Here is a 26,470-nt window from a genome sequence, read left to right as displayed (position 1 = left end):
GAACCGCAGGAGAACATCATGACTACCGCAACGGCGCGCATCTCCCGCCCGGGACATACCGCAGCCAAACCCGCACGAACCGCCAAATCGCGTGAACGGGCCCTGGCCTGGGCCCGGCGTGCCCCGCTGCTCCCGGCCCTCATCTTCCTCATCGTCGTCACCCAGCTTCCGTTCGTGGTGACGCTGATCATCTCGTTCCTGAACTGGAACAGCCTGAGCCCCACCAAGACCGCCTTCGCCGGCCTGGAAAACTACGTCACGGTCCTCACCGACCCCGACCTCCGCCAGGCCATCTTCACCACCATCATCCTCACCGTCTCCGTGGTCCTGGCCAGCCTGCTCATCGGGCTGGGCCTGGCGCTGCTGCTGGACAAGAAGTTCATCGGCCGCGGACTGGCCCGGACCCTCCTGATCGCACCGTTCCTGGTGGTACCCGTGGCCGCGGCCCTGATCTGGAAGCACGCGCTGCTCAACCCCGCCTACGGCCTGATCAACGGCATCCTGACCTGGCTCTGGTCCCTCTTCGGCAGCGCCACAGCGCCTCAGTTGGACCTGCTCTCGCAGGCACCGCTGGCCGCAGTGACCGTCTCGCTGGTGTGGCAGTGGACCCCGTTCATGATGCTCATCCTGCTGGCAGGCCTGCAGTCCCGCCCGATGGACACGGTGGAGGCGGCGCAGATGGACGGTGCCACGCCCTGGGCCATCTTCCGGCACCTGACACTCCCGCACCTGCGCCAGTACCTGGAACTCGGCGGCCTGCTCGGCGCAATTTACATCGTGCAGAACTTCGACTCCGTCTTCACCCTCACGGCCGGCGGCCTGGGCACCGCCAACCTGCCCTACGCCATCTACCAGACCTTCTACTACGCCAACGAGTACGGCCTGGCCTCAGCAGCCGGCGTCGTGGTGGTCATCGGCACCATCATCGTGGCCACTTTCGCCCTCCGCACCGTCTTTTCACTCTTCAAGAAGGAGGCAGCACGATGAGCACCCTCACCCCCGCCGCACCCCCCAACCCCGTCCAGGCCGCAGCCGGGAACACGGCTTCACGCCGCCGCGGCAAGACCCGCATGGACCCCACCCGCAACAGCACCGCCGCCGGAATCACCGCGTGGCTCCTGGCCCTGCTGTTCGCGTCCCCGGTGGTGTGGATGATCCTGACCTCCTTCCACTCGGAGACGGACGCGGCCACCAACCCGCCGTCGGTCGCGGCCAGCCTGACCCTGGACGCGTACCGGGAGTTCTTCGGCGAAACCTCCGGCGTCAGCCCATGGCCGTCCCTGATCAACTCCGCCACTGCCTCCATCCTGTCCACTGTGCTGGTCCTGGTCCTGGCCATTCCGGCGGCCTACGCACTGTCCATCCGGCCAGTGAAGAAGTGGACGGACGTGATGTTCTTCTTCCTGTCCACCAAGATGATGCCCGTGGTGGCCGCAATCCTGCCGCTCTACCTGTTCGCCCGCACCGTCGGGGCGCTGGACAACATCTGGTTCCTGATCCTGATGTACACGTCCATGAACCTGCCCATCGCGGTGTGGATGATGCGCTCGTTCCTGGCCGAGGTGCCCGAGGAAATGCTGGAGGCCGCCCAGATCGACGGCGCCAACCTGCTGCTCATCCTGCGGAAGGTCATCGCCCCCGTCGCCATGCCGGGCATCGCCGCCACCGCCCTGATCTGCTTCATCTTCAGCTGGAACGAACTGCTCCTGGCCCGGGTCCTCACCGGCGTGGTGGCCGGCACCGCCCCGGTGTTCCTCACCGGCTTCGTCTCCGGCCAGGGCCTCTTCCTCGCCAAAGTCTGCGCGGCCGCCGTCGTCATTTCCCTGCCGGTGCTGTTCGCCGGGTTCGCTGCCCAGGACAAGCTGGTCCAGGGCCTCTCGCTCGGCGCCGTCAAGTAACCCTTCAACCTCTGCAAAGGAACATCCCGATGACCACCACCGTCCAGTCCCCCACCGCCACCGCCGGCATGCCCGCGACCATGCGCGCCGCCATCCTCAAGAGCCAGGGCGACATGGCCCTGGAAACACTGCCCGTCCCGCAGCTCGACGCCGACCAAGTCCTGGTGCAGGTGGCCGCCGTCGGCGTCTGCGGCAGCGACGTCCACTACTACGAGCACGGCCGGATCGGCCCCTACGTGGTGGACCACCCGCTGATCCTGGGGCACGAACTATCAGGCCGGATCGCTGCCGTCGGAAGCGCCGTGGACCCGGCCCGCATCGGCAGGCGCGTGGCGGTTGAACCACAGCGGCCCTGCCGTAAATGCACCCAGTGCAAGGCCGGCCGCTACAACCTCTGCCCTGACATCGAGTTCTACGCCACGCCACCGGTGGACGGCGCCTTCGCCGAATACGTCACCATCCAGTCCGACTTCGCGTACGACATTCCGGACAGCGTCAGCGACGAAGCCGCAGCCCTCATCGAGCCACTCTCCGTGGGGCTGTGGGCCTGCGAGCGCGCCGGCATCCGGCCCGGCAGCAGGGTGCTGATCGCCGGCGCCGGTCCCATTGGCATCATCGCCGCCCAGGCTGCCCGGGCGTTCGGCGCCACGGAAATCTACATCAGCGACATCGCCGAGGACCGCCTCGCGTTCGCCCTCCAGCACGGGGCCACACACGCGCTGAACGCCCGGACGGACAGCGTGGAGGGGCTCGACGTCGACGCGTTCATTGACGCTTCCGGCGCACCGCAGGCGGTCCGTTCCGGGATTAAGGCCGTGGCCCCGGCGGGCCGCGTCATCCTGGTGGGACTGGGCGCCGACGACGTTGAACTCCCTGTCAGCTACATCCAGAACCGTGAGATCTGGCTGTCCGGCGTCTTCCGCTACACGAACACCTGGCCGCTGGCCATCCAGCTGATCGCCGACGGCAAAGTGGACCTGGACATCCTGGTCACCGGGAAATTCCCCCTGGCCGAATCCGAAGCGGCCCTCAAAGCAGGCAAGCAGCCCGGCCAGCTCAAGGCCGTGGTCTACCCGGGCCGCTGACCACGGCACCACATCCCAGCAAGAACACTGCAAGGAAGCAGCCATGCCAACACGCCACAAAGCACCGGATTACGACGGCGGTCCCCTGGTCACCGTGATCGGCGAGTCCCTCATGGACATCATCGATGACCCGCGCCGGGGAACCTCCAGCCGGCAGGCCCATCCCGGCGGCAGCCCCCTCAACGTGGCAGTGGGAACTGCCCGGCTGGGCCTTCCTACCAGCCTGGTGACGCACTACGACGACGACGCATACGGGCTGATGATCGAAAAGCACCTGCAGTCCAACGGCGTTGCCCCGGTCAGGGGCGGCGATGCGTCCACATCCACGGCGACGGCAACGCTGGGCCGGGACGGTGCCGCAACCTACGCGTTTGACATCACCTGGGACCTTAATGGTGCGGCGCTTCCAGCCCTTGCAGCGGTGCAGGCTTCACGCCACGTGCACACCGGGTCCATCGCGGCAGTCCTGTCCCCCGGTGACGCGGCCGTCCGGAGCCTGATCGATGTCGCCCGGTCGCACGCCACTGTCAGCTTCGATCCCAACTGCAGGCCCGGCATCAGTCCCGATGTTGCCGCGGCCCGCGACCGGGTTGAGGCTTTTGTCGCCGCCAGTGACATCGTCAAGGCAAGCGACGAAGACCTGTCATGGCTCTACCCGGACAGGACCCCGGAGGAGTCACTGGCCGCCTGGCTGGAGCTCGGCCCGGCAGTAGTGGCCCTGACCCGAGGCGCGCACGGGCCCGTACTCCTGAACAGGCAGGGCCGCGTGGAACTGCCGGGCGAGACCGTCAATGTGGCGGATACCGTCGGGGCCGGAGACTCCTTCATGGCCGCCCTCATCTCCGGCGTGTCACAGTTGGACCTCCTGGGGGCAGCCGCCAGGCCACGTCTGGTGGCACTCACCCCAGCTGACCTGCCCGCCCTGGCCGGCTATGCGAACAGGGCAGCCGCCATCACCTGCTCCCGCCCGGGCGCCAACCCACCCGGGATGGTGGAGTTGGGCGCACTGGCACCTCCCCTTCGCGTCTGACCGGCCGCCGCCCTGCTTTCGGCCAGCGGGGGCGGGTGGCAGAGTGGGACGATGAGTGAGCAACCTGCCGCGCTGGTCCTGAACCTTGAGTGCACGGTGGCGTCCGCGCCGGAGGCAACGTTCCGGCTGCTGACGGACCCGGTCCGGCTAGCCGAATGGTGGGGCCCACACGGTTTCAGCATCCCTGAAGTGGACGTCAACCTGGTGGTGGGCGGCCGCTACCGGTTCCGCATGGCCCCGCCCGAGGGCGAGCCGTTCCACCTTTCCGGGGAGTTCCTGGAGATCGACCCGCCATGGCGGCTGGTCTACACCTTCGCCTGGGAGGAACCGGCGCCGGACGACCGGGAAACCGTCGTAGACCTCTCCCTCGCCAGCGCCGGAACCGGCACCCGGGTGGCGCTCTCGCAGGGACCGTTCCTGACGGAGGAGCGGCTGGCCCTGCACCGGGACGGGTGGAGCGACTCGTTCGAGAAGCTGGTTCTCGCCGCCCGAAGCGCCGGTTAGGGAACCCCCCGCGTCACGCAGAGCATGCTTTGAACCCACGCGTCATGACGAAACCCCGGAAACCCGGGGCCCGCCGTCGTCCGTTGCCGTGAAAACATGCCCTGCGTGACGCCGGGCGCGCAGAGTGGCCCAGTTTTCACGACAAAACCTCGAAAATCCGTGGCTCCCGCCGCCGTTTGTCCCCAAAAATGGGCCAGTGTGAACATGCGGACCCCTCACTCCGCCGCAGATCGCAATTGGGCGGGCCGGCGGCAAGCAACCCAGCGGTGCGGTAGCTTGACCAGTATTCACAGCAGCTTTCGAATCCCGGGGCAGGTACGGCATGGACGCGGACGTCATCATCATCGGCGGCGGGCTGGCGGGGCTGGTGGCGGGCAATGAACTCGTGCGTGCCGGCAAGCGCGTGGCCATCGTGGAACAGGAAAACGCGGCGAACCTGGGCGGGCAGGCCTTCTGGTCCCTGGGCGGGCTCTTCCTGGTGGACACCCCCATGCAGCGGCGCCTGGGCGTGAAGGATTCCTTCGAGCTGGCGTGGCAGGACTGGCAGGGTTCCGCGCAGTGGGACCGGCTGTCCGGGCCGCTCCCCGAGGACGAGTGGGCGCAGCAGTGGGGCCGCGCCTACGTGGAGTTCGCCGCCGGTGAGAAGCGCGCGTGGCTGCGGGAACAGGGCATCCGCTTCACGCCGCTGGTGGGCTGGGCCGAGCGCGGCGACGGCCGGGCCGGCGGCCACGGCAACTCGGTGCCCCGCTTCCACGTCCCGTGGGGCACCGGCACCGGGGTCTCGGAACCGTTCGCGGACAGGGCCCGGGAGGCGGCTTCGGCGGGCAGCGTCCGGTTTTTCTTCCGGCACCAGGTGGACGCTTTAACGTACGACGGCGGCACGGTCACCGGAGTGCGCGGCGTGGTGCTCGCTCCTGATGACTCCCTGCGGGGTGTGTCCTCCAACCGGAATGTGGTGACCGGGTTCGAGCTGGGGGCGCAGGCCGTGGTGGTGGCATCGGGCGGAATCGGCGGCAACCATGAGCAGGTGCGGCGCTGGTGGCCCGACCGGCTGGGGACGCCGCCGCGGAAAATGGTCACCGGGGTGCCGCAGCACGTGGACGGGCGGATGCTGGACATCGCAGATGAGTCGGGCGTCCGGCTGGTGAACCGCGACCGCATGTGGCACTACAACGAGGGCATCCAGAACTGGAACCCCATCTGGCCGGACCATGCCATCCGGATCCTGCCCGGACCATCGTCGATGTGGTTCGACGCCCTGGGCCGCAGGCTCCCCGCCCCCGGCCTGCCGGGCCACGACACCCTGGGCACCCTCCGCCTCCTCCGGACCACCCCGGAGCTGCAGCAGCACAGCCATTCCTGGTTCATCCTCAACCAGCGCATCATCGAAAAGGAATTCGCCCTCTCCGGCTCGGAGCAGAACCCGGACATCACCAACCGCGACCTCAAGCTGCTGCTGCGGACCCGGCTGGGGCGCGGTGCAAGCGCCCCCATCGAAGCATTCAAGGAGCACGGCGTGGACTTCGTGGTGGCGGACAACCTGGCGGACCTGGTCCGCGGCATGAACGGGCTGACCGAGGAACCGCTGCTGGACCATGCGCTGCTTCGGCGGCAGATCGAGGAGCGCGACGCCGAGATCCGGAACCCTTACTCCAAGGACAGCCAGGTCGCCGGTATCCGCAACAGCCGCCGCTACCTGGGCGACCGGCTCTTCCGGACCGTCAAACCGCACCGGATCCTGGACCCCGCCGCCGGCCCGCTCATCGGCGTCCGGCTGCACACGGTCACGCGGAAAACGCTGGGCGGCATCCAGACGAACCTTGACGGCCAGGCCCTGGGTCATGACGGCTCCCCTATTCCCGGCTTATATGCCGCCGGTGAAGCTGCCGGGTTCGGCGGCGGCGGCGCCCATGGCTACAACGCGCTGGAAGGGACGTTCCTGGGCGGTTGCCTCTTCACCGGCCTGACCGTGGGACGTTCCCTGGCCGCCGAATTGTAGGACTTACGGCACCGCGGCCAAAGCTAGTGCCCGCCGCGCCGGACCAGCCGGAATTCCGGCAGCGACTCCCACTCGCGCGGAAGGGTATTTCGTTTGCCGTCGGGCCGGAACCCCTGCTTCAGGTAGAAGGCCAGGGCCCGGGGATTGTTCTCCACTACCCAGAGATAGGCCGGGCCGGAGCCGACGGCGGCGCTCGCCAATGCTGCGCCTAGGCCCGTCCCGTAGGTCCGCCGGAGGGTGTAGATCGAGTAGAGTTCCAGCGCTTCGGGAGCGTCGTCCTCCCTGCCGGGTCCGGCGTCCGCATAGCCCACCAGTTGGTTATCGGCGTCCAGGGCGAGGAGCCGCGGCTGGTCGGTGGCCAGGAACGACCGACGCCGCTCCACCCGCTCCGGGATGCTGGCCCTGCGCCTGCGGAAGAACTCCGGCGAGAGCAGGTGCGGGTAGCACTCCTCGTGCGCCTGCGTCTGCATGAGCACCACTGCCTCCGCGTCCTCCGGGGCGGCCTGGCGGAGATGAAAGTCCATGCCGCCAGCCTAGCCAGTACGCTCCCAAGCCGTGCGCCGCCGTCGTACCTTCCATCATGCCCCCATCGGCCGGCAGTACCGCGCACGTAGCCTGCGCTCCCGGGCACTTAAGATGGGGCATGACCTTTGAGGGCGCGCTCCTGACGGCGGTTGGCGCCGGGCTGATTCTGCTGATGGTCTCCGACGTCTTCCAGACCCTGCTGTACCCCCACGGCTCGGGTCCGGTGGGCCGGACCATCATGCGCGGGTTCTGGCTGCTGTCCAGGAAGCTCAGGGGCGGGGCTTCCTCGGTGGCCGCGCCGCTGGCCATGGCGGCAGTCATCGCCGCGTGGGCCGCCCTGGCTGCCGTGGGCTGGGCGCTGCTTTACCTCCCCCATTTGCCGGGCGGATTCACGTACTCGGCAGATATCCCCCGGCAGGCTGACTTTGCCGAGGCGCTGTACATCTCCCTGGTGGCTCTCTCCACGGCGGGATTTGGCGAGATCGTGGCCACGCACCCGCTGCTTCGGCTGGTGATGGCGTTCCAGGCCGTGGCCGGTTTTGGCCTGCTGACCGCCACCGTCTCGTGGATCCTGCAGACGTATCCCGCGCTGAGCCGCCGGCGGGCGCTCGCCCACCGGTTGAACCTGGTCCGGGAAGCGGCGGGACCGTCCGGCATCGCCTCGCTTGAAGCCCGGCACGCGGCGGGGCTGCTGGAATCGATGGCGGAAAACGTGGCGTCGGTGAGCATCGATCTTCTGTCCTTCCACGAGACCTATTACTTCCATGAGGTGGAGCAGAGGGGTTCGCTTCCCGCCACCATCGCCTACGCCCACCAGCTGGCCTCGGACGCGCAGGGCAGCGACAACGCCGAGCTTCGGTTCGCCGGGCGGATGCTCTACGCAGCACTGGATGACCTGGCGGATGTGCTGCGCGGGAAGTTCGGCCACGTGGGCAGCACCTCCTCCGACGTGTTCGACCACTACGAGCTCCACCACCGACACCGGCGGCCCCCGGAACCGCGGCCATAGCCCCGGCTCCGGCCGCGCCCGGCTGTTGAAAAACCCGTTGTTGCCCTGAGGGCCCCGGCGTAGACTCGCCCCACCATCCACGCGGAGGCGGGAAGCCATGAAGAGCATCCGGGCGCAGGCCCTTGAGGTGGAACAAAACGCCAGGCTCACCCCCGGCGACGACGAGCGGTTCTCCGGTTACGGCGTCATGGGCCTGCCCTTCAGCTCCGGCTACGTCCTGGCCATGCGCCGCTTCCCCGTCACCAGTGTTGGGCCCGGCTACAGCTCGGTCTGGCTGCGCCGGCCTTCCGGCGACTGGACCATCTACGCGGACGCCGCACCGGAGGCTTCCTGCGCCCGCTATTTTGCTGCCGGGCTTGCGGACGCCGTCCACTGCGACGTCGGCGTCAACTGGACTGCCGACGACGCCTTCACGGTAACCATCGGCGGGGACGTGGACCTGATATGGCAGGTGGAACTGGCGTCAACCCCGGTGACCGCCGCCATGAGCGCGTTCATGACGGCGCTGCCCAACACCCTCCTGGCCAACAAGCCGTTCCTGAAAGCCATGGGCTCCGCCGCCGGGCCCGTGCTCAGCGCCGGACGCTTGGGCCTGGCCGGGAGCGCGCCTAACAGGCAGGGTTTCCGCGCCAAACCCCGGCGCATGTGGTTCATCTCCCGAAGCTCGGCCACCCTGGGCGGCGATGATCTTGGCAGCCCGCAGCCGTTGCCCGTCCAGACTCGGTTGGGCGACTTCTGGATCCCCCAGCGGGGCATTTTCGTGATCGGCTCTTCGGCCTTCGACCGGTTCGACCCCGCGCAGCATCTGCCCGCCTCCGCCCGCAAGGCGGCATAAGCCCCCCGAGCTGCGCCGTTGACCGCCCGGGTTGCGGCGGTGCCCGGGTAGGGTGTGGACCATGACACGCGAAGGCCGCCCCTGGACGTTCGCCGCGGTGTGCATCATGGTGATCGCCATGACGGTCCTGCTGTTCGGGCTGTCCTGGGGTCCGGCGAATGCGTTGACGCCGGTGTATTTTGCGGCCTACCTTCTCATCGGCGCCTGCATCTTTGGCCCCGCCGGGAAGTGGCCGTCGCTGGCGCAAGCCGCGGCATTCCTGCTTCCGGGCGTGGTGCTGGCCCTCCTTGCGCTCCTCGGGGCAGGCTTTTGGTGTGGGCTGTGGCTGCTGGGACTCCCGGGCTGGGGTGTGCTGCTCGCCCGGCGGACCAGCGAAGGGCGGCTTCCCGTAACCCGGATCCTCACGTTCCTGGGATTGCTGATTGTGGGCTCCCTGGTCCTGGTGCTGACGGGCTTCTACCTGTTCCTCTTCGCACCCGCCGTGCTAATTCTTCCGGTGGTCAGCCTGGTCCGTGTCGCCCACCCGTACTACCGGGAAAAGCCCCTGCGTCCGGCCCTGGAGATCTTCCTGGCCGTGGCCGCCGTCGTCCTGGCCATCACCCTTCCCAACCAGCCGGGGTCCTGGACGTCGCTGTTCACCTACGCCGGGGGCGCCACGGTTGCCGGGCTGATGATCGGTTACTGGGCCACCAGGACCCCGCTCCGTTTTGAACAGCGCCGGGTGAACCACGGCGTCCGGCTGTAGGACGGCCAGTCACAATGCCCGTCAGGCCGTGAGCCGGGCCACCAGCTCCCCCCGGCTGCCGACGCCCACCTTTTCGAACAGCGACTTCAAGTGGTCGTGCACCGTGTGCGGGGAGATGAACAGGTGCCGGGCGATCTCCGCCGTTGAACTTCCGGCCAGTACCTCCAGGCAGACGTCCCGTTCGCGCGCAGTGACGCCGAACGCCATCAGCAGCAGGGCCAGGAGGTCGTGGGTGGTTGCCGGTTCCACGGTGACCACCATCTGGTCGGGGTCATCGCCGGTAATCAGGCGGCTGGCCTGCAGCACCACCCAGTTGTTCGCGGCGTCACGCATCCGGGCCCGCGCCGTCCCGGAGGCGGCAGCGTGCGCCTGGGCCACCACCGAATACAGCGTTTGGCTGAAACGGCCGGGTGCAGCGTCCTCCACCCCCGCAAGCCAGGAGGCGGCGGCGGGGGTGGCGGCGCGCAGGTCGCCGTGCAGCCCGGCCAGGACAATGACAGGCCCGACGGCGGCCGGTCCCGCCGGGCGCGCCACGCGGACGGCCGCCCTGGTGGCCGCCGCCAGGGTGGCCGTGACCGCGCCCAGGAATTCCACCTCCCGGTCGCTGAAGTCGGGGCCGCCTTCCCGGAAGATGCTGCCCACGCCCCAGCACAGGTCGTCCACCCGGAACGCGGCCCGCAGCTCATGGTCAAGGCCCAGCGGTTTGAGCAGGTCGTTGATCCGGACGCTGCGGACCACCTCCCGGTGCGGCGCATCCGAAATCCTGGCGATGGGTCGCGGCCGCCGCAGCAGCTCCACGAAGGTGTTGGGTTCCTGGCCTGTGTACTCGGACTGGGCAAAACGGAGGAAGTACTCCTTGAACTGGTGCTCCCCCACGGGCCACGGCCGCCAGTTGGTCACGGAGGTCATCACCATCGAGACGGGGTCGACGCCGGCCCAGCACCCCTGCTCGAACGGCACCTCCCGCTGCACCACGGCAAGCGCCGAGGCATAGAGGCCCGGCAGGTCCATCCCGCCGGCGGCCATGGCGGCGATGTCCCGCCGGGCACGCTCCGCGCGCTCCTCCCACATACGTCCAGTATCCGCCCGGAAGGGGGCGCGGCAATCCCCCAAACCGGGGGTTTTGGAGGCGGCCCGAAACCCCCGGTGGGGGGATCGCGGCGGCGCGTGCCGCCGTCGTACCTTTCCTCCATAGGCGCCGCACCAAGGCGGGCGTCCGAAATAAAGACCCAGGGAACCAAGGGAGGCTGCAATGGGACAGGCACGCGAGGTCATGGACCGGCTGATGACGGCCATGGATGCAAAGGACAAGGAGGAACTGGCACGCTGCTACGCCGTCGATGCCGTGATCCAGACCCCTGACCAGGGCGAGGTCGCCGGGCGTGAGGCGATCGCCACCTACTTCTTCCACTTTTGGGAGGCCATGCCGGACGTCAGGTACGAGCAGTTGGCCACTCACGAGGCGGGGAACGTTGCCATCATCGAGGGCTTCGTGGCGGGCACGAACACCGGGCCGTTAAGCCTGCCCACGGGCGGGACGCTGCCGCCCACCGGCAGGCAGGTCCGGGTGCGAAGCTGCGACGTGGCCAGGGTGGAGGCAGGCCTGATCACAGCGCACCATGCCTACTTCGACCAACTGGAACTTCTTGGCCAGCTGGGGCTGCTTCCGGAACTGTCCAAACAGTGAGGGGCAGCTCCGCCACGGCGTTCCGGCCGTGGCGGAGCCGCCCCCTAAAGCAGCAGCGTTACCGGTCAGACGGCCGCGGCAACCTCCACGCTGTTCGCCACGCCGCTGTCCGGCGCAACCTCTGATACCCCGGCAAGCCGGAGCCAGGTGTCCACCACGGTGTCCGGGTTCAGGGAGATGGAGTTGACGCCTTCCTTCACCAGCCACTCGGCGAAGTCCGGGTGGTCGCTGGGGCCCTGGCCGCAGATGCCAACGTACTTTTCGCGGGCCCGGCAGGCCTTAATGGCCATGCTGAGCAGCTTCTTCACGGCCGCGTCCCGCTCGTCAAAGCTGTTGGCCACGATCGCCGAGTCCCGGTCCAGGCCCAGGGTCAGCTGGGTCATGTCGTTGGAGCCGATGGAGAAGCCGTCAAAGAACTCCAGGAACTCGTCGGCGAGGAGCGCGTTGGACGGCAGTTCACACATCATGATCACCTCCAGGCCGTTCTCGCCGCGGCGCAGCCCGTTTTCGGCGAGCAGCTCGATGACGCCCTGCGCCTCGTCCAGGGTCCGCACGAACGGGATCATGAGCTTGACGTTGGTCAGGCCCATCTCGTTGCGCACGAAGGACAGCGCCTCGCATTCAAGGTCGAAGCAGTCCCGGAAGGACGGCTCCAGGTACCGGGACGCGCCGCGGAAACCGATCATCGGGTTCTCTTCGTGCGGCTCGTAGGCCGGGCCGCCGATCAGGTTGGCGTACTCGTTGGACTTGAAGTCGGACATCCGGACGATCACCGGTTCCGGCGCAAACGCGGCGGCGATGGTGGCTACGCCCTCGGCCAGCCGCTTGATGTAGTAGTCGCGCGGGCTGCTGTAGGCGCTGATCCGCTCCCGGATCTCGGCGGCCACATCCGCCGGCTGGCTGTCCAGGTTCAGCAGGGCCTTGGGGTGGATGCCGATCTGCCGGTTGATGATGAACTCCAGCCGGGCCAGGCCCACGCCGTGGTTGGGCAGCTGCGCGAAGGTGAAGGCCTGCTCCGGGGTGCCCACGTTCATCATGACCTTCACCGGCGCCTCAGGCAGCTGGGTGACGCCGGTTTCCTCAACGCTGAAGTCCAGCAGGCCCTCGTAGATGCTCCCGGTCTCGCCGTCGGCGCAGGACACGGTGACTTCCTGGCCGTCGGACAGCGCGTCCGTGGCGTTGCCGGTGCCGACGACGGCGGGGATCCCCAGTTCGCGGGCGATGATGGCTGCGTGGCAGGTACGTCCGCCGCGGTTGGTGACGATGGCGGAGGCACGCTTCATGATCGGTTCCCAGTCGGGGTCGGTCATGTCCGCCACCAGCACGTCGCCGGTCTGGAATGATGCCATCTGGTCAATCGCCGTGAGGATCCGGACCTTGCCGGCGCCAATCCGCTGGCCGATCGCGCGGCCTTCCACCAGCACGGGGCCGGTGGCGTTCAGGCGGAAGCGGCTCTGGCTGCCGGGGGCGCGGCGGGACTGCACGGTTTCCGGGCGTGCCTGCAGGATGTACAGGCCCCCGTCAATGCCGTCCTTGCCCCACTCAATGTCCATCGGACGGCCGTAATGCTTCTCAATGGCGATGGCGTGGCGTGCAAGCTGCTCCACGTCGTCGTCCGTCAGGCTGAAGCGCGAGCGCAGCGAAGCCTCCACTGGCACGAAGTCAATGGTGCGGCCGATCTCGCTGTTGTTGGTGTACGTCATCTGCAGGGCCTTCTCGCCCAGGCCGCGCTTGAGGATCGCGGGACGGCCGGCCTCCAGGGCGGGCTTGTACACGTAGAACTCGTCGGGGTTCACGGCGCCCTGCACCACGGCTTCGCCCAGCCCGTAGGAGGAGGTGACGAAGACGGCGTCCTGGAAGCCGGACTCGGTGTCCATGGTGAACATGACGCCGGACGCGCCGACGTCGGAGCGCACCATGCGCTGGATGCCCGCCGAGAGTGCCACGTCGGCGTGTTCGAACTTGTGGTGCACGCGGTAGGCGATGGCGCGGTCGTTGTAGAGCGACGCGAAGACGTCCTTGATGGCCTGCAGGATGTTCTCGATCCCGCGGACGTTCAGGAAGGTTTCCTGCTGCCCGGCGAACGAAGCATCCGGAAGGTCCTCGGCCGTGGCGCTGGACCGGACCGCCCAGGACAGGTCCGCGGAGCCGGCGTGCTTGTCCACCAGCTGCTGGTACGCCTCGCGGACCTGCGCCTCAAAGTCGGGCAGGAAGGGGGTGTCCCGGACCAGGGCGCGGATTTCCTGGCCGGCCGAGGCCAGGGCCGTCACGTCATCGGTGTCCAGTCCAACGAGCCGGTCGGCGATCTTCTGGTCCAGGCCCGAGTCGGACAGGAACCGGCGGTAGGCGTCTGCCGTGGTGGCGAAGCCGTCCGGGACCTGGACGCCGGCCGAGGTGAGGTTCTGCACCATCTCCCCCAGGGAGGCGTTCTTGCCGCCCACCTTGTCCAGGTCCTTGAGTCCAAGTTCAGAGAACCACAGAACGTCTGTCGTCATAATTGCTGCTCCTTTGCAGTGTTTGGCGTAGGCAATGCCGGCCGCCACGGTAGTTCCGGCCGGAAGAAAAAACCCTGCTAACAGTTTCAGGTCTGCAGCGGACTTTCCACATGATGTGGGCCACGCCACGTTTATGAAACAACTGCTAGTGCTTGAGGTTCATCCGCTGCAGGATGGTGGCTGCCATTTCCTCAACCGAGACGGTGGCGGAGTTCAGGTACGGAATCCGGTGGGAGACGTATAGCTGCTCGGCGCTGCGCAGCTCAAACCCGCACTGCCGCAGGGACGCGTAGGGCGAGCTGGGGCGGCGCTCCGTCCGGATCTGGCTCAGGCGCAGCGGGTTGGAGGACAGGCCGAAACACTTGGACACGAATGGCCGCAGCGGTTTGGGCAGCCCGTCCCGCTGGAAGTCCTCATCCACCAGCGGGAAGTTGGCGGCGAAGATCCCGTGCTGCAGCGCCAGGTACATGGTGGTGGGCGTCTTTCCGCACCGGGACGGGGCCACCAGGATCACCTGGGCCTTCTCCAGCGCACGCAGGCTCTGCCCGTCGTCGTGCTCCATGGCGTATTCGACGGCGGCCATCCGGGACTGGTAGCGCGCGGCGTTCCCCAGCCCGTGCGCCCGGCCCGGCTCACCGCTGGCGGGCGTGCCCAGCGCCGCTTCCAGGACGCCCACGTGGGTGCCGATCAGGTCCACGATGACAGCGTTGCAGCCGGCCAGGATCTGCCGGATCTCGCCGTTGACCGCGGTGGAAAACACCAGGGGCCGGGGTCCGGCCGCGGCCAGGCCATCGATGGTGCGCACCACCGACCGCGCCTGTTCCGGAGTGGTGATGAAGGGGATGGTGACGCGATCAAAGTTGTCCACGGGGAACTGCGTCAGCAGCGTATTCCCCAGTGTTTCCGCGGTGATGCCGGTACTGTCCGACAGGAAGTAGACGGGACGTAGAGCAGCAGTGGTCATGAAATGACCTTAGCGTCCTCCTGGTGAGGCAGTTGCGGGTCAGGCCGCCTTCACCGGTGCCTTGCTGCCGGAGGACGCCGCCTGGCCTTCGCGGGCCAGGAATGCAGAGAGTTCACCGATGGTGCTCATGAGCGGGGCCGGGAAGACAACCGTGGTGTTCTTGTCGACGCCGATTTCCACCAGCGACTGCAGGTTACGCAGCTGCAGCGCCAGCGGGTGGGCCATCATGGTGTCGGAAGCGTCTCCGAGGGCCGCGGCCGCAATGGCTTCGCCTTCGGCGGCGATGATCTTCGCCCGCTTCTCACGTTCCGCCTCAGCCTGACGGGCCATGGCGCGCTTCATGCTTTCGGGCAGCTGGATGTCCTTCAATTCCACCAGGGTGACCTCCACACCCCATTCGACAGTGAGCACGTCGAGGATTTCCCGGATGTCCACGTTGATCCGTTCTGTCTCGGACAGGGTCTGGTCCAGCGTGTGGCGGCCCACGACCTTCCGCAACGTGGTCTGGGCTATCTGGTCGATCGCCGCGGCCACATTCTCGATGGCGATGACAGACTTCACGGCGTCCACAACCCGGTAATAGGCAACCGCGGACACGTCGACGCTCACGTTGTCCTGGGTGATGATGCCTTGGGACTGGATGGGCATGGTGACGATCCGCAGGCTGACCAGCGGCAGCCGGTCGATGACAGGGATGATCAGCCGCAGGCCAGGATCCCTGACGCCGACTACCCTCCCAAGCCGGAAGAGCACGCCCTTCTCGTATTGGCGCACGATCCGGATAGCCATTTTCGCCACGATGAGCAGCAGGACGGCGAGAACGACGAGAACAATAATGGTGGGGTCCATCAGGATCCCCTCCTGTTGAGCTGAGCCGGACATGCCGGTGCAGGGCCGGCCCCGTGGCAGTTGTCCTGGCTCCATTCTCCCACCAACGGCGGCAGTTAGACCCGGGCCGGTCATCCCCCGTCACCGTCCCGAACGTCAAACGGCCGGCACGCAAACACGGAGGGCTAGACTGGCCGGGTAAGGACGGGTTGGGGGATCCAGGGCGGCTGTGCCGCCGTTCCGCTGGTCGGTCGCAGCCAGCGGACCCTAGGATCATCAATGACCTTCTTCCAGGACTTTCCCATTCCTCCCCTGCCGCCCCGGTCGCGCTCGCAGCGGTACGTCCCGCCGCCGTGGGCCGCCGCCCCGGCCTACGAACTTCCCGTCGCCGTCCAGCTGGGACAGTTCGTGCGCCGGACTCCGGAGATGGTGGTGGCAGTCAAGAGTGCGGACGTGTTCTCCACGGGCTGCGTGTTCAGCGTGTCCTGGCTCTTCCGCCGCGGCACACAATCCGACGACGACTGGGCGGACCTGCAGCACCTGTTCTTCCAGCCGCGGATGGGCCCCCGCCGCGGCAGTGGACAGCAAACGGGTCAGCTGTTCGGTGTCCAATTCCCCGACGGCTCCAAAGCCAGCACCGGCACCCTTGGGCCGCACGGTTTCATGGAGCGTGGCCAGCAGCCCGAGCCACCTGTCCTGGCGCTGAACAACGGCGGCGGCAGCGGCGGCGAGGACGAGTACTCCGGAACCGGCACGCTCTGGCTGTGGCCGCTTCCCCCTGCCGGCGATCTCCGGCTGGTGGCCCAGTGGACGGACTTCGGCCTGCAGGAAACGTCATTGATGCTCGACGGCGGGCGGTTGCGGGACGCCGCTGCAGGCGTTCAGGAGTACTGGCCTGAGGAGGGCACCACCCATGGCTGATTTCACGGGGCTGGTCCTGTTTGCGTTGGTCGGAGCAATCTTCTTCTACATCCTCTACGGCGTGATCCGCGCCGCCGTCCGCGACGGAATCCTCCAGGCGGACGAACGCCGCAGACGGCGCTACGAGGAAGAATCCAGCGCGGACACGATGCTTCCGTAGCCCTGGAGGAACATCCGCCGGCCCTGGCCTTCGTCGGTCCACACCCAGATGATGGAGTAGTCGGAGGTCACGGCATCCACCACTCCGGTGCCGGCCAGGGTTCCTTCGGCGAACCGGACCCGCTCCCCCACCGCCAGCCGGGGATGCCTGGTCCGCTTCCTTCGAGGCTTTAGCGTTTCTGCTTTCCCTGCCATTGCAGGGTTGGAAAGGCAGGGGGTTGTGTGCTGGCGCATCGGCTTCCTCGGGCTCGCGGGCGGATGGTCAGCTCATTACAACCCTGCCCGCTGCTCCCAGGTCACGCACCGGGCGTGGTGGGAAAAGACTAACGCGGCGGTACCCCTGAATGCACCAGCGGCCGCCTCGGGACGGAGTATGACTGCTCCGTCCCGAGGCGGCCGCTGACCCGCTACCGGAATTACTTACGGCGCCGGTTACTCGTCCAGCGCCGCCACGGACCCCAGCGCGTCCCATGCGAAGCTGGCCAGCCAGTGGGTGGACATGAAGTCGCCGCTTTCCAGCCCGGACAATCCGGCTTTCAGGAGCGGATCCAGCGCCTCGGACAGCACGGCCGCGGCGGCGGAAGCCCCGGTACCGGAAGACTGGCGAAGCGTGGTGATGATGCGCGCCACCTGCCCCGCACGGGTCAGGTTCAGTCCGTGCAGGTGCACCAGGTAGCCGTCGGTCTCGTCCGTCACGCCCACCGGCTGCAGGATGCGCGACTCGACAGAAAGCCCTGGGAGGAACCCCGCAAACCATTCGGCGAACTCGTCCGCTGACAGTACCCGGCGCATCAGGTCCGCCTCGCTGAGTCCTGCTGAGAGGAAGTCCTGGCCGCTGAGCTCCCAGTCGCCCGGCCAGCCGCGGTCGTTGCCGAACCACTCACGTGCCGCTTCCTCACAGGCCTTCGCCGCATCGGTGCGGCCCAGCGAGCGGAACGCATCCAGCATGTAGCCCACGCCGAATGCGGCGTTGGTATGCAGCCCGTGCCGGACCGGGTATTGGGCCTTGGCCATCCAGGCCACGCTCAACCCGGCCACCGCATCCACCAGCGGTTCCAGGGCTGCGCCCCATTCGCGGAGCTGCGGATCGGAGGACGCGGAGCACGTGGCGGCCAGCCGCATCAGCCACGCCCAGCCGTACGGGCGCTCCCAGGACGGGTTGGCCAGCAGGTAGTCCCGCTCCACCGCCAGCTTGGCCGGGGTCAGGTTGGCGCCCACCGCTTCCCGGAGTGACGCCTCGGTGGGGCCGTCCACCCAGGCCGCCGGGCCGGCGTCGGACGCTCCTTCAATGGGAGCCCCACGAAGGGGCGACCAGGCAGTCCCACCCAGCAAGCTGGCGCCCAGCCAGTGCATATGGACGCAGGAGTGCCAGTCGAAGGAGGTGTAGAAGGCGGGGTGGATCTGCTCGGGGGTGGGCCGGTCGTCTGCGGAGACCTGGGTGTGGTGGGCCGAGTGCGGGAAGGGCTCGCTGAGGTTGCCCAGCACCACGGCCGCATAGTCGGGCGCCGCCTGTGCGCGAAGATCGTTGTCCATCATGCTCCTTTGAAAAACAGGGTTAGTGGAAGGCCAGGAAGTACATCAGAGCGATATTGACGGCCAGCAGCGGGATGGCCGTGCCCACCTGTGCCGTGATGACGCCGTACTTGTTGTTCATCTCCAGCAGTGCGGACGGCACCAGGTTGAAGTTGGCGGCCATGGGTGTGCAGAGCGTGCCGCAGAAGCCGGCCAGCATGCCGATCGCGAAGACGATGGCGGGGTCGCCGTGGAAGGTCTCCACCAGCACGGGCCAGCCGATGGCCGCGGTCATGATGGGGAACGCGGCGAAGCCGTTGCCCATCAGCACGGTGAACAGGAACATGCCGATGCAGTAGACCATCACGCCGGCGATCAGTGAGCCCTTGGGCAGCAGCCCGGACGCGAGGTTGCCCACCGCGGTGCCCACGCCGGCTTTGGTGAAGAGGATGCCCAGGGTGGTCAGCATCTGTGGCAGCAGCGCGGCCCAGCCGATGGATTCGAGGATCCGGCGGCTTTCGAAGATGGGCGTGGCAGGGTTCTTGGGCTTGAGGATCACCAGGGCGACGACGACGGCGGCCAATGCGCCGATGGCCAGGGCCACCAGCGTGGTGTTCTTGGGATCCAGCAGCGGGGTGCCGCCAATGGACAGTAGGGGCGCTGCGAGCACCAGGATGACGGTGACCAGGGGCAGCGTCAGGGCCGGGATGAAAAGCTTGTTGCCGAAGCGCTTGGCGAATGCCTCGCGCTCGGGGCCCGTGGAGGTCCGGTGCTTGCCGTGGCCCAGCAGGCCGGTGGAGGCCAGCACCACAAGGACCAGGACGGCGATGCCCAGGACCCAGCCCGGCGCCGTGCCTGCCTGGACCCAGGTGCTGTAGAAGAAGCACAGGCCCAGCAGGCCCCAGAAGGAGGAGCTGCCCCAGCGGCGGGGGTGGTGGGTGTCGGCGGCAATCAGTGATGCCCAGGCGACGAACAGAATGCCGATCAGCCAGTAGACGGCTTCAACGTTGATCATTTTGCTTCTCCTGCGGTTTCCTTCTGGGCGGTGAGCTCGTATTCGCGGTATTCCTTGTCCAGCTGCTTGTCCAGGCGCAGCAGCCGGAAGCCGTGGATGAGGAAGGCCGCGATGGCGGTGGGGATGGCCCAGAGGGCCAGCTGGAGCGGTTCCAGGTGCAGGTGGTACGTGGTGTCCACGAACGTGGTGATCAGCAGGATGGAGCCGACAGCGACGAACACGTCCTCACCGAAGAACACGCCCACGTTGTCCGCGCCGGCGGAGTGGCCCTTGATCTTTTCGCTGATCTTGTCCGGGACGTGGCCATACCGGCGCAGCGCCGCACCCTCGGCCATGGGGAACACCAGCGGGCGGACGGTCTGGGCGTGGCCGCCGATGCTGTTCAGGCCGACGGCTGCGGTGATCTGGCGGACGGCCAGGTAGCCGATCAGGACGCGGCCTGCCGTCAGCTTGGCGAGCCGGCCGATGAGGACCTTGGCCTGCTCCTGCAGGCCGAAGTACTCGATGATGCCCACTACCGGCAGCACCGCCACGAAGATGGTGACGGAGCGGCTGCTGGCGAAGCCGGTGCCGAACGAGTCAAGGATCTGCGCGGGGTTCATTCCGCCCAGCAGTGCGGTGACGATGCCGGCGACGGTGACGACAATCAGGGGGTTCAGGCGGATGGCGAAGCCAACGATCACCAGCAGCACCCCGATGAGTACAAGCATGATTATCCCTTCCCAGGGGACCCGTGACGGGTCTGCGAAAGTGGGGGCCGGCGCGTCCGTTGGGGTTGATCATTGGGGGTGACGGCGCCGGGGGGGCGGGAGCCCCGGTCACGTTAGGGCTGCAGGGTTAAGTGAGCTGCAGGACAACGGTGTGATCTAAAGCATAGCTTTTTGTTCAACAATCCTGCAACCCCCTTTGAGGCCCGGTTTGGTTAGCGGCCGACGGCGGCGAGCAACTGGGCTTCAGCGCGGTCCAGGTAGGCGGCCAGGAAGTCCGCTGCCGCGGCCAGGTCGCCGGCCTCCATGAGGTCTACGATCCGGGCGTTGTCCTCCACATAGGGCTCGTGGAAGGCCGGGTTGGCCGCCATGGAGTGGAATACCAGGCGCATCTCGGCCAGGACCTGGTCCATGAGGCTGTTCAGCCGCTCACTGCCGCTGCGGTCAACGATGGCGCGGTGGAAGTCCTGGTTGGCGCCCGCCATGCCGGGGATGTCGCCCTCCGCGGCGGCTACCCTGGCGGCTTTGACGATTCCGGCCAGGGGCTCAACGGGGGCATCGGTGGCCCACAGGACCGCGGCGGGCTCCAGGAACCGGCGGACCCGGTAGATCTCGCGGATGTCATCCGCCGTGGGGTGGGCCACGAAGACACCGCGGTTGGGGATGCGGGTGACGATGTGCTCCGCATGCAGCGCCGTGAAGGCCTCCCGCAGGGTGTTGCGGGACACGCCAAGGGCCTCGCGGAGGGCTTCCTCCGCGAGCTTGGATCCGGGCGCGAGCTGGCCGGCGGCGATGCGGCTGCGGAGCTGGGCGGCCACCCAGAGACCTGTTTCGGCGTGCTTGGTGGTCCTGGCCTGGGCTTGGAGATCGGCCAGTACCTCGTCAAACGTCATGGCACCACGATATCCGGCCGGATGCCGGCACCCTGTCCGCAGCGGACGTATTCCGCCATCATGGTGACCATGACGTGGCTTGACTGCCTACGGTTCGACCCCCTCGCCCCGTTGCTGTCGAGCGGGCATCCGGCCGTGCGCTCCTGGGCCGTCCGGGAGCTGCTCCCGGGACCGGCGGGGCTGCCGCCGGCCCCGGCGGAGGCACCCGATGAAGGTCTCTGGGACCTTCCGGTCCCCCGCCGGATCCTGAGGCGCCAGGCGGCCGACGGATCGTGGACCTACCCAGGAAGACGGCCCCGGGCCAGGATGGAGTACGACCTGCTGGAGACCTACCGGCACCTCGGGTTTCTCGTGGAGATGTTCGGCCTGACGCACCGGCATCCGGCCCTCGCCGCAGCAGCCGGCTATGTGCTCTCCCACCAGTCCGCCGACGGTGATCTTCGAGGGATTTACGGCAACCAGGTGTCTCCCAACTACACCGCGGCTTTCATCGGGCTCCTGAGCAAAGCGGGGTACGGCGACGACCCCCGCGTGGAACGGGCGTTCAGCTGGCTTGAGGCGTCGCGGCAGGACGACGGGGGCTGGGCCCTTCCGTTCCGCACGCGGGGGAGGAATCTGGATGCGCTTGAGGAGCCGCTGACTATCCCCGGCGATCCGGCGCAGCCGTTCTCGCATCTGGTTACCGGGGTGGTGCTCAGGGCGTATGCGTCCCATCCCCGGTACCGCGCAAACGCCTCGGCACAGAAGGCTGCGGAATTGCTGGCGCGCCGCTTGTTCGAGCCGGATGCCTATCCGGATAAGGGCCGTGCCGCCGACTGGACCGAATTCAGCTTTCCTTTCTGGATGACGGACATCGTTTCCGCCCTCGACGCCATCAGCATCGTCCGTCCCGGGCTCAGATCGGAAAAAACCGACCAGGCGCGCGACTGGCTGGCCGCACACCAGGAACCGTCCGGGCTCTTCACTGGCCATCTGCTCCGGGACAGGTACCACGACCTCCAGCTATGGTTCAGCCTGGCAGTGTGCCGGGTCTTCGCGCGTATGCCCTCGTGAGGTTCGCTCACCCGATGGTGGCGAGCACCTGTCCGGGCGCGACGGCGTCCCCCGCCGAAGCGAGCTGCTCGCCCAGGGTGCCGGCACGGTGCGCGGGCACGGCCGTTTCCATCTTCATGGCCTCAAGCACCAGCACGGCCTCCCCTTCCTCGACCGTTGCCCCGGGCTCAGCCAACCACTTGACCACGGTGCCGGCCATGGTGGCCAGCAGATCGCCGTCGTTCTTCTCCGCCGCGGCCTCCCCGCTGCTCTCCGGAGCCTCCGTGCGTGCCCGGCCACCGCCGTCCAGCAGGGAATCCAGCAGCGCCTTGGGAAGTCCCAGCTCCATCCGCTTGCCGTCCACCTCGATGCCGATGGTCCGGCGGGGCTCTTCCGGCGCGGCAGGGCTGAAGGCAGGGTCCGCCGCGAGGGCGGTGGTGAACTCGTTCTCGATCCAGGTGGTGTAGACGCCAAGCGTGTCGGTGCGGGTGAAGTCCGGCGCCTCCACTACCGCCCGGTGGAACGGCAGAACGGTGGCCAGGCCTCCGATGCGGAACTCACGCAGGGCACGGCGGGCTCGGCGGAGGGCCTGCTGGCGGTCCGCGCCGGTCACCACGAGTTTGGCCAGCAGGGAATCGAACTGCCCGGGGACCACGGAACCGGACCGGACGCCGGTGTCCACGCGGATCCCCGGCCCGGTGGGCACCTCGAACAATTCCACACCGCCGGGTGACGGCAGGAAGCCGCGGCCCGGATCCTCAGCGTTGATGCGGAACTCAAAGGCGTGGCCGCGCGGCTCCGGGTCCGCCAGGACGGGAAGCTTTTCCCCTGCTGCGATGGCCAGCTGGGCGGCCACCAGGTCCACGCCGGAGGTCTCCTCGGTGATGGGGTGCTCCACCTGCAGGCGCGTGTTGACCTCCAGGAAGCTCAGGAAGCCTGTCCCGTCCAGCAGGTATTCCACGGTGCCGGCGCCCACATAGCCGGCCTCGCGGCAAATGGCCTTGGCCGAGGCGTGAATGGCCGCCCGCTGCTCAGGGGTGAGGAAAGGTGCGGGGGCTTCCTCCACGAGCTTCTGGTGGCGGCGCTGCAGGGAGCAGTCGCGGGTGCCCACCACCACCACATTGCCGTGCGTGTCCGCGATGATCTGGGCCTCCACGTGGCGCGGCCGGTCCAGGAACTTCTCCACGTAGCATTCGCTCCGGCCGAAGGCGGCCAAGGACTCCCGGACCGCGGAGTCGAAGCTTTCCTCGATGTCCGCCATGTTGCGGACCACCTTGAGGCCACGTCCGCCGCCGCCGAAGGCAGCCTTGATGGCCACCGGAAGGCCCACCTGTTCGGCGAAGGCGCGGACTTCCTGAGCGCTGGCCACCGGCCCGTCGCTTCCGGGTGCCAGCGGGGCGCCGGCCCGGACCGCTACCTCGCGGGCGCTGACCTTGTCGCCCAGCAACCGGATGGTTTCCGGGGACGGTCCGATCCAGGTCAGTCCGGCGTCGAGCACCGCCTGGGCGAAGCCGGCGTTTTCGGACAGGAAGCCGTAGCCGGGGTGGACGGCGTCGGCGCCGCTTTTCGACGCAACCGCGAGGATCTTTTCGATGTCCAGGTAGGTTTCCTGCGGCCGGGAGCCGGCCAGCGAGTACGCCTCGCTGGCGGCGGAAACGTGCAGCGCGTCGGCGTCCGGATCGGCGTAGACTGCTACGCTCTCCAGGCCTGCATCGTCGCAGGCGCGGGCAATCCGCACGGCAATTTCGCCGCGGTTGGCAATGATGACTTTACGCATGGGATTCCTTAAGTGTTTCGGGCAGTTCTGCCGAGGATGCTGCGGCGGCGAACCGGACGGTGCTGCCCGGGGGAAGCTGGGCGGCCTTGTCCAGGTCGGCATGGACGACGACGGCAATCACCGGGTACCCGCCGGTCACCGGGTGGTCGGAGAGGAACAGGACGGGCTGGCCTTCCGGCGGCACCTGCACGGCGCCGCGGACAGTTCCTTCGCTGGCGAGTTCACCGTCCCGGCTGCGGGTGAGCGGCTGACCGTTGAGGCGCAGGCCGATGCGGTTGGACTGCGGCGTGACGGTCCATTCCCGGGCCAGGAAGTCCTGAAGGGTTTCAGCGCTGAACCAGTCCTGCCGGGGTCCGGGCACCACCCGCAGCACGGTGGCCGCGCCCTGGTCCGGGAGGGGCGATATTTCCGGGTGGCCCACGATGCTGCCCGGTTTGGCGGCCTGCACGGACAGGATGGTTCCGGCTTCGAGCGGTTTGGGGCCGATCCCTGACATGGTGTCCGTGGAGCGGCTGCCCAGGGCAACAGGTCCACCGATTCCCCCGCGGATGCCGATGTAGGAGCGGAGCCCTGCGCTGGGGTTGCCCACGGTCAGCCTCTCCCCTGCCAACAACGCGAAGGGGGCGTCGCACGCGGGGTGCCGTACCGTCGTCGTCCGCTGTGATGCCTCCCTTGAATCTGAACCGGGTGTGACCTCCAGCGGGACGGCCGCGCCGGTGACGGCCAGGACCTGGTCGGTGAGGGCTTCGAGTTCAAGCCCGCCGAAGAGGAGTTCGATTCCGGCGGCGCCCTCGGCGTTGCCCACCAGGCGGTTGGCGCGGCGCAGCGCTCCCCGGTCCATGGCGCCGGCGCTGCTGACGCCCAGCGAGGCGAAGCCCGGCCGGCCCAGGTCCTGCACGGTGGCCTGCAGTCCGGGTTTGCGGACGGCCAGGCCGGGAGTGGCGCGGTCGGTCACCGCGGGCTCGGAGGCGACCGGCCCGGACTTTTCCGCCCCGGGCTGTTCGGGCACACATTGTTCGGTCACGACGGCGTGGGCGCGGACGGCCTGGAAGCGGACTGTATCGCCGGGGCGGACAAGGGCGGGATTGTCCCGGCCCAGGTCCCACATGGCCGCCTCGGTCCGGCCGATCAGCTGCCAACCGCCCGGCGACTGCCGTGGGTAAACGGCCGAGTACGCCCCACCCAGGGCCACGGCTCCGGCGGGAACGGCCGTCCGCGGTGACCGGCGCCGCGGCACCTCCAGGCTGGCGTTCTCGCCGGTGAGGTAGGCAAAGCCGGGCGCGAATCCGGCAAAGGCGGCGGTCCAAAGCTGACCGGTGTGGGCGGCCACCACGGCCTCGCGGCCCAAGCCGGTGAGCGATGCAACCTCGTCCAGGTCCTCGCCGTCGTACACCACGTCGATGGTGACCAGCGCGCTCTCGGTGTCCGCGGGCGCCTCCAGGTCGAGGCTGCGGACGTGCGCGGCCACGGCCTGCACCGCCTCCGGCGAATCCGCCGTGATGAGGACGGTGGTGGCGGCGGCGATGACGTCGATCTGGCCCGGTTGCGGATGCGCTGTGAGTTGCGCTTGGAGGCTGAGGACCGCTTCCAGGGAGGGCAGCTCCACCAGGATGGCGCGGTCACCGGCGGGCCGGATCCCGGTCAGTTCCGCGTGGGGGTCAGTACCTGTACGCTGCAGTTGCATGGCGGCCATGCTAGGCGAAGCTTTGGATCCGGATGCCGGCGTCCACCAGCGCGGAACGGACGGCGGCGGCCTTGGCCACGGCGCCGGGGGTGTCACCGTGCAGGCAGATGCTTTCGGCTTTGACGGGGACCAGCGATCCGTCAACGGCCCGGACAACACCGTCCCCGGCCAGACGCAGGACATGTTCGACGACGTCCTCCACCGAGTGCAGCACGGCGCCGGGTTCACGGCGGGAGACCAGGGTGCCGTCCGGGTTGTAGGCGCGGTCAGCGAAGGCCTCCGCCACTGTCCGCAGCCCGGCCGCTTCGGCCTGGCGCTGGATCTCGGAGTTGGGGAGCACCATGAGCGGCAGGCTGGGGTCCACCGCGACGATGGCGGCCACCACGGCACCGGCCTGCTGGGGGTGGTTCACAATGGTGTTGTACAGCGCGCCATGCGGCTTTACGTAGCGGACGGCGGTTCCGGTGGCGAGGGCCATGGCCTGCACGGCGCCGATCTGGTAGACCACGTCTGCGGTCAGTTCGGCCGGGCTCATGTCCATGAAGCGGCGGCCGAAGCCGGCCAAGTCCCGGTAGCCAGGGTGGGCTCCCACGGTGACGCCTGCCTTCGCGGCGGCCTGGCAGGTGGCCATGATGCCCATGGGGTCACCGGCGTGGAAGCCGCATGCCACGTTGGCGCTGGATACGCTCTCGAAAATGGCGGCGTCATCGCCGAAGGACCAGTTCCCAAAGGACTCGCCGACGTCGCTGTTCAAGTCGATGCTGGGCATTGTGATCTCCGTCTCGGATTGCTGTTCATCCAAGAATGCCCTAAAAACTAAGATTGTTCAACAATCCCATGACCCTATTACCGGGACTCCCCCGTGACGCTCCATCACATCCTGCAGGTTTACCGGGATGCCCCATCACTTCCCGCAGGTTTTCCCGGGACGCCCGCTCACATCCTGCGGGTTTTCCTGGGACGCCCGCTCACATCCTGCAGGTTTTCCTGGGACGCCCGCTCACATCCTGCAGGTTTTCCTGGGACGGGCCATGGGGCTTGGGGTGCTTAAAGCAGTAGGACCCTGACGTTCCGTTGTCAGGGTCCTACTTAATGTGTGTCCGGCGGTGACCTACTCTCCCACACCCTCCCGGGTGCAGTACCATCGGCGCTGTGGGTCTTAGCTT

26 protein-coding genes are annotated in these 26,470 nt (G+C 67.9%); 13 read left to right on the top strand and 13 right to left on the bottom strand.

Going from position 1 to position 26,470, the window contains the following annotated elements; all coding sequences use genetic code 11:
* The first annotated feature begins 18 nt into the window (after nucleotides 1–18).
* The 6 genes from ACR65K_RS15200 to ACR65K_RS15175 all read left to right on the top strand — a co-directional run bounded on the left by ACR65K_RS15200 (nucleotide 19) and on the right by ACR65K_RS15175 (nucleotide 6,516).
* The gene (locus ACR65K_RS15200; RefSeq protein WP_440153762.1) at nucleotides 19–987 is read left to right on the top strand and encodes a carbohydrate ABC transporter permease; all 969 of its coding nucleotides are present in this window, start codon (nucleotides 19–21) and stop codon (nucleotides 985–987) included.
* On the top strand, nucleotides 984–1,898 hold the full coding sequence (locus tag ACR65K_RS15195; protein WP_440153761.1) for a carbohydrate ABC transporter permease: 915 nt from the start codon (nucleotides 984–986) through the stop codon (nucleotides 1,896–1,898). Before ACR65K_RS15200 ends, ACR65K_RS15195 begins: the two co-directional genes overlap by 4 nt.
* 29 nt (nucleotides 1,899–1,927) lie before the next feature.
* A complete protein-coding gene (locus ACR65K_RS15190; RefSeq protein WP_440153760.1) occupies nucleotides 1,928–2,983 on the top strand; it encodes an NAD(P)-dependent alcohol dehydrogenase in 1,056 nt (351 codons plus the stop codon).
* Nucleotides 2,984–3,026: 43 nt separating this feature from the next.
* Nucleotides 3,027–4,013 (top strand): carbohydrate kinase family protein, encoded by a 987-nt coding sequence (locus tag ACR65K_RS15185; protein ID WP_440153758.1) that lies wholly within the window; start codon nucleotides 3,027–3,029, stop codon nucleotides 4,011–4,013.
* A 51-nt stretch (nucleotides 4,014–4,064) separates the two neighbouring features.
* Complete coding sequence (locus tag ACR65K_RS15180) at nucleotides 4,065–4,517, top strand: SRPBCC family protein (protein WP_440153757.1); 453 nt, start codon at nucleotides 4,065–4,067, stop codon at nucleotides 4,515–4,517.
* Between the two features lie 322 nt (nucleotides 4,518–4,839).
* Entirely contained in the window at nucleotides 4,840–6,516 is a 1,677-nt protein-coding gene (locus ACR65K_RS15175) for an FAD-binding dehydrogenase (RefSeq protein WP_440153755.1), read from the top strand.
* A gap of 23 nt (nucleotides 6,517–6,539) precedes the next feature.
* Here ACR65K_RS15175 and ACR65K_RS15170 read toward each other — a convergent pair whose 3' ends face one another.
* The gene (locus ACR65K_RS15170) at nucleotides 6,540–7,040 is read right to left on the bottom strand and encodes a GNAT family N-acetyltransferase (protein ID WP_440153754.1); all 501 of its coding nucleotides are present in this window, start codon (nucleotides 7,038–7,040) and stop codon (nucleotides 6,540–6,542) included.
* 119 nt (nucleotides 7,041–7,159) lie between these two features.
* On the opposite strand from ACR65K_RS15170, the gene ACR65K_RS15165 reads away from it, so the two are divergent.
* The 3 genes from ACR65K_RS15165 to ACR65K_RS15155 all read left to right on the top strand — a co-directional run bounded on the left by ACR65K_RS15165 (nucleotide 7,160) and on the right by ACR65K_RS15155 (nucleotide 9,630).
* Complete coding sequence (locus ACR65K_RS15165; RefSeq protein WP_440153752.1) at nucleotides 7,160–8,050, top strand: potassium channel family protein; 891 nt, start codon at nucleotides 7,160–7,162, stop codon at nucleotides 8,048–8,050.
* A 97-nt stretch (nucleotides 8,051–8,147) separates the two neighbouring features.
* A complete protein-coding gene (locus ACR65K_RS15160; RefSeq protein WP_440153751.1) occupies nucleotides 8,148–8,885 on the top strand; it encodes a hypothetical protein in 738 nt (245 codons plus the stop codon).
* 61 nt (nucleotides 8,886–8,946) lie between these two features.
* The gene (locus tag ACR65K_RS15155) at nucleotides 8,947–9,630 is read left to right on the top strand and encodes a hypothetical protein (protein WP_440153749.1); all 684 of its coding nucleotides are present in this window, start codon (nucleotides 8,947–8,949) and stop codon (nucleotides 9,628–9,630) included.
* 21 nt (nucleotides 9,631–9,651) lie between these two features.
* On the opposite strand, the gene ACR65K_RS15150 is transcribed toward ACR65K_RS15155, so the two are convergent.
* A complete protein-coding gene (locus tag ACR65K_RS15150) occupies nucleotides 9,652–10,701 on the bottom strand; it encodes a response regulator transcription factor (RefSeq protein WP_440153747.1) in 1,050 nt (349 codons plus the stop codon).
* Between the two features lie 181 nt (nucleotides 10,702–10,882).
* On the opposite strand from ACR65K_RS15150, the gene ACR65K_RS15145 reads away from it, so the two are divergent.
* The gene (locus tag ACR65K_RS15145) at nucleotides 10,883–11,317 is read left to right on the top strand and encodes a nuclear transport factor 2 family protein (RefSeq protein ID WP_440153746.1); all 435 of its coding nucleotides are present in this window, start codon (nucleotides 10,883–10,885) and stop codon (nucleotides 11,315–11,317) included.
* Between the two features lie 65 nt (nucleotides 11,318–11,382).
* Here the strand turns inward: ACR65K_RS15145 and ppsA are convergent, their stop codons facing one another.
* From ppsA to ACR65K_RS15130, 3 genes are all read right to left on the bottom strand, one after another.
* A complete protein-coding gene (ppsA, locus tag ACR65K_RS15140) occupies nucleotides 11,383–13,812 on the bottom strand; it encodes a phosphoenolpyruvate synthase (RefSeq protein WP_440153744.1) in 2,430 nt (809 codons plus the stop codon).
* Nucleotides 13,813–13,957: 145 nt separating this feature from the next.
* The gene (locus tag ACR65K_RS15135; RefSeq protein ID WP_056332885.1) at nucleotides 13,958–14,776 is read right to left on the bottom strand and encodes a pyruvate, water dikinase regulatory protein; all 819 of its coding nucleotides are present in this window, start codon (nucleotides 14,774–14,776) and stop codon (nucleotides 13,958–13,960) included.
* Nucleotides 14,777–14,815: 39 nt separating this feature from the next.
* The gene (locus ACR65K_RS15130) at nucleotides 14,816–15,625 is read right to left on the bottom strand and encodes a slipin family protein (protein WP_056332888.1); all 810 of its coding nucleotides are present in this window, start codon (nucleotides 15,623–15,625) and stop codon (nucleotides 14,816–14,818) included.
* A 258-nt stretch (nucleotides 15,626–15,883) separates the two neighbouring features.
* Here ACR65K_RS15130 and ACR65K_RS15125 point away from each other — a divergent pair, with 258 nt between their 5' ends.
* Nucleotides 15,884–16,525 (top strand): hypothetical protein, encoded by a 642-nt coding sequence (locus ACR65K_RS15125; RefSeq protein WP_440153742.1) that lies wholly within the window; start codon nucleotides 15,884–15,886, stop codon nucleotides 16,523–16,525.
* Nucleotides 16,518–16,685, top strand: a complete 168-nt coding sequence (locus ACR65K_RS15120) for a hypothetical protein (protein WP_200946217.1) — start codon at nucleotides 16,518–16,520, stop codon at nucleotides 16,683–16,685. Before ACR65K_RS15125 ends, ACR65K_RS15120 begins: the two co-directional genes overlap by 8 nt.
* Here ACR65K_RS15120 and ACR65K_RS15115 read toward each other — a convergent pair.
* The 5 genes from ACR65K_RS15115 to ACR65K_RS15095 all read right to left on the bottom strand — a co-directional run bounded on the left by ACR65K_RS15115 (nucleotide 16,646) and on the right by ACR65K_RS15095 (nucleotide 20,811).
* Nucleotides 16,646–16,879 carry a hypothetical protein gene (locus ACR65K_RS15115; RefSeq protein WP_235565150.1) on the bottom strand — a complete coding sequence of 78 codons (234 nt, stop codon included), beginning with the start codon at nucleotides 16,877–16,879 and terminating at the stop codon, nucleotides 16,646–16,648. The genes ACR65K_RS15120 and ACR65K_RS15115 overlap by 40 nt on opposite strands.
* A 237-nt stretch (nucleotides 16,880–17,116) precedes the next feature.
* Nucleotides 17,117–18,217, bottom strand: coding sequence for a DUF2891 family protein (locus tag ACR65K_RS15110; RefSeq protein ID WP_440153740.1), 1,101 nt, complete (start codon nucleotides 18,215–18,217; stop codon nucleotides 17,117–17,119).
* A gap of 22 nt (nucleotides 18,218–18,239) precedes the next feature.
* The gene (locus tag ACR65K_RS15105; RefSeq protein ID WP_440153738.1) at nucleotides 18,240–19,211 is read right to left on the bottom strand and encodes a DUF979 domain-containing protein; all 972 of its coding nucleotides are present in this window, start codon (nucleotides 19,209–19,211) and stop codon (nucleotides 18,240–18,242) included.
* A complete protein-coding gene (locus ACR65K_RS15100) occupies nucleotides 19,208–19,921 on the bottom strand; it encodes a DUF969 domain-containing protein (protein WP_056332900.1) in 714 nt (237 codons plus the stop codon). Before ACR65K_RS15100 ends, ACR65K_RS15105 begins: the two co-directional genes overlap by 4 nt.
* Before the next feature lie 212 nt (nucleotides 19,922–20,133).
* Complete coding sequence (locus ACR65K_RS15095) at nucleotides 20,134–20,811, bottom strand: GntR family transcriptional regulator (RefSeq protein ID WP_440153736.1); 678 nt, start codon at nucleotides 20,809–20,811, stop codon at nucleotides 20,134–20,136.
* Between the two features lie 69 nt (nucleotides 20,812–20,880).
* Here ACR65K_RS15095 and ACR65K_RS15090 point away from each other — a divergent pair, with 69 nt between their 5' ends.
* A complete protein-coding gene (locus ACR65K_RS15090; RefSeq protein WP_440153734.1) occupies nucleotides 20,881–21,864 on the top strand; it encodes an adenosine deaminase in 984 nt (327 codons plus the stop codon).
* A gap of 7 nt (nucleotides 21,865–21,871) precedes the next feature.
* Here ACR65K_RS15090 and ACR65K_RS15085 read toward each other — a convergent pair whose 3' ends face one another.
* Genes ACR65K_RS15085 through ACR65K_RS15075 form a run of 3 tightly spaced genes read right to left on the bottom strand, consistent with a single transcriptional unit; the run spans nucleotide 21,872 to nucleotide 26,073 of the window.
* Nucleotides 21,872–23,620, bottom strand: a complete 1,749-nt coding sequence (locus ACR65K_RS15085) for an acetyl/propionyl/methylcrotonyl-CoA carboxylase subunit alpha (protein WP_440153732.1) — start codon at nucleotides 23,618–23,620, stop codon at nucleotides 21,872–21,874.
* A complete protein-coding gene (locus tag ACR65K_RS15080) occupies nucleotides 23,613–25,313 on the bottom strand; it encodes a 5-oxoprolinase subunit B/C family protein (protein WP_440153731.1) in 1,701 nt (566 codons plus the stop codon). Before ACR65K_RS15080 ends, ACR65K_RS15085 begins: the two co-directional genes overlap by 8 nt.
* A 1-nt stretch (nucleotide 25,314) precedes the next feature.
* Nucleotides 25,315–26,073: a LamB/YcsF family protein gene (locus ACR65K_RS15075; protein WP_440153730.1), complete on the bottom strand. Its 759-nt coding sequence runs from the start codon at nucleotides 26,071–26,073 to the stop codon at nucleotides 25,315–25,317.
* Nucleotides 26,074–26,470 lie beyond the last annotated feature (397 nt).

This window comes from Arthrobacter sp. SAFR-179 (assembly GCF_059414945.1).
Note: the sequence above shows the minus strand (reverse complement) of the source record. Positions and strands in the feature narration are given on the sequence as shown.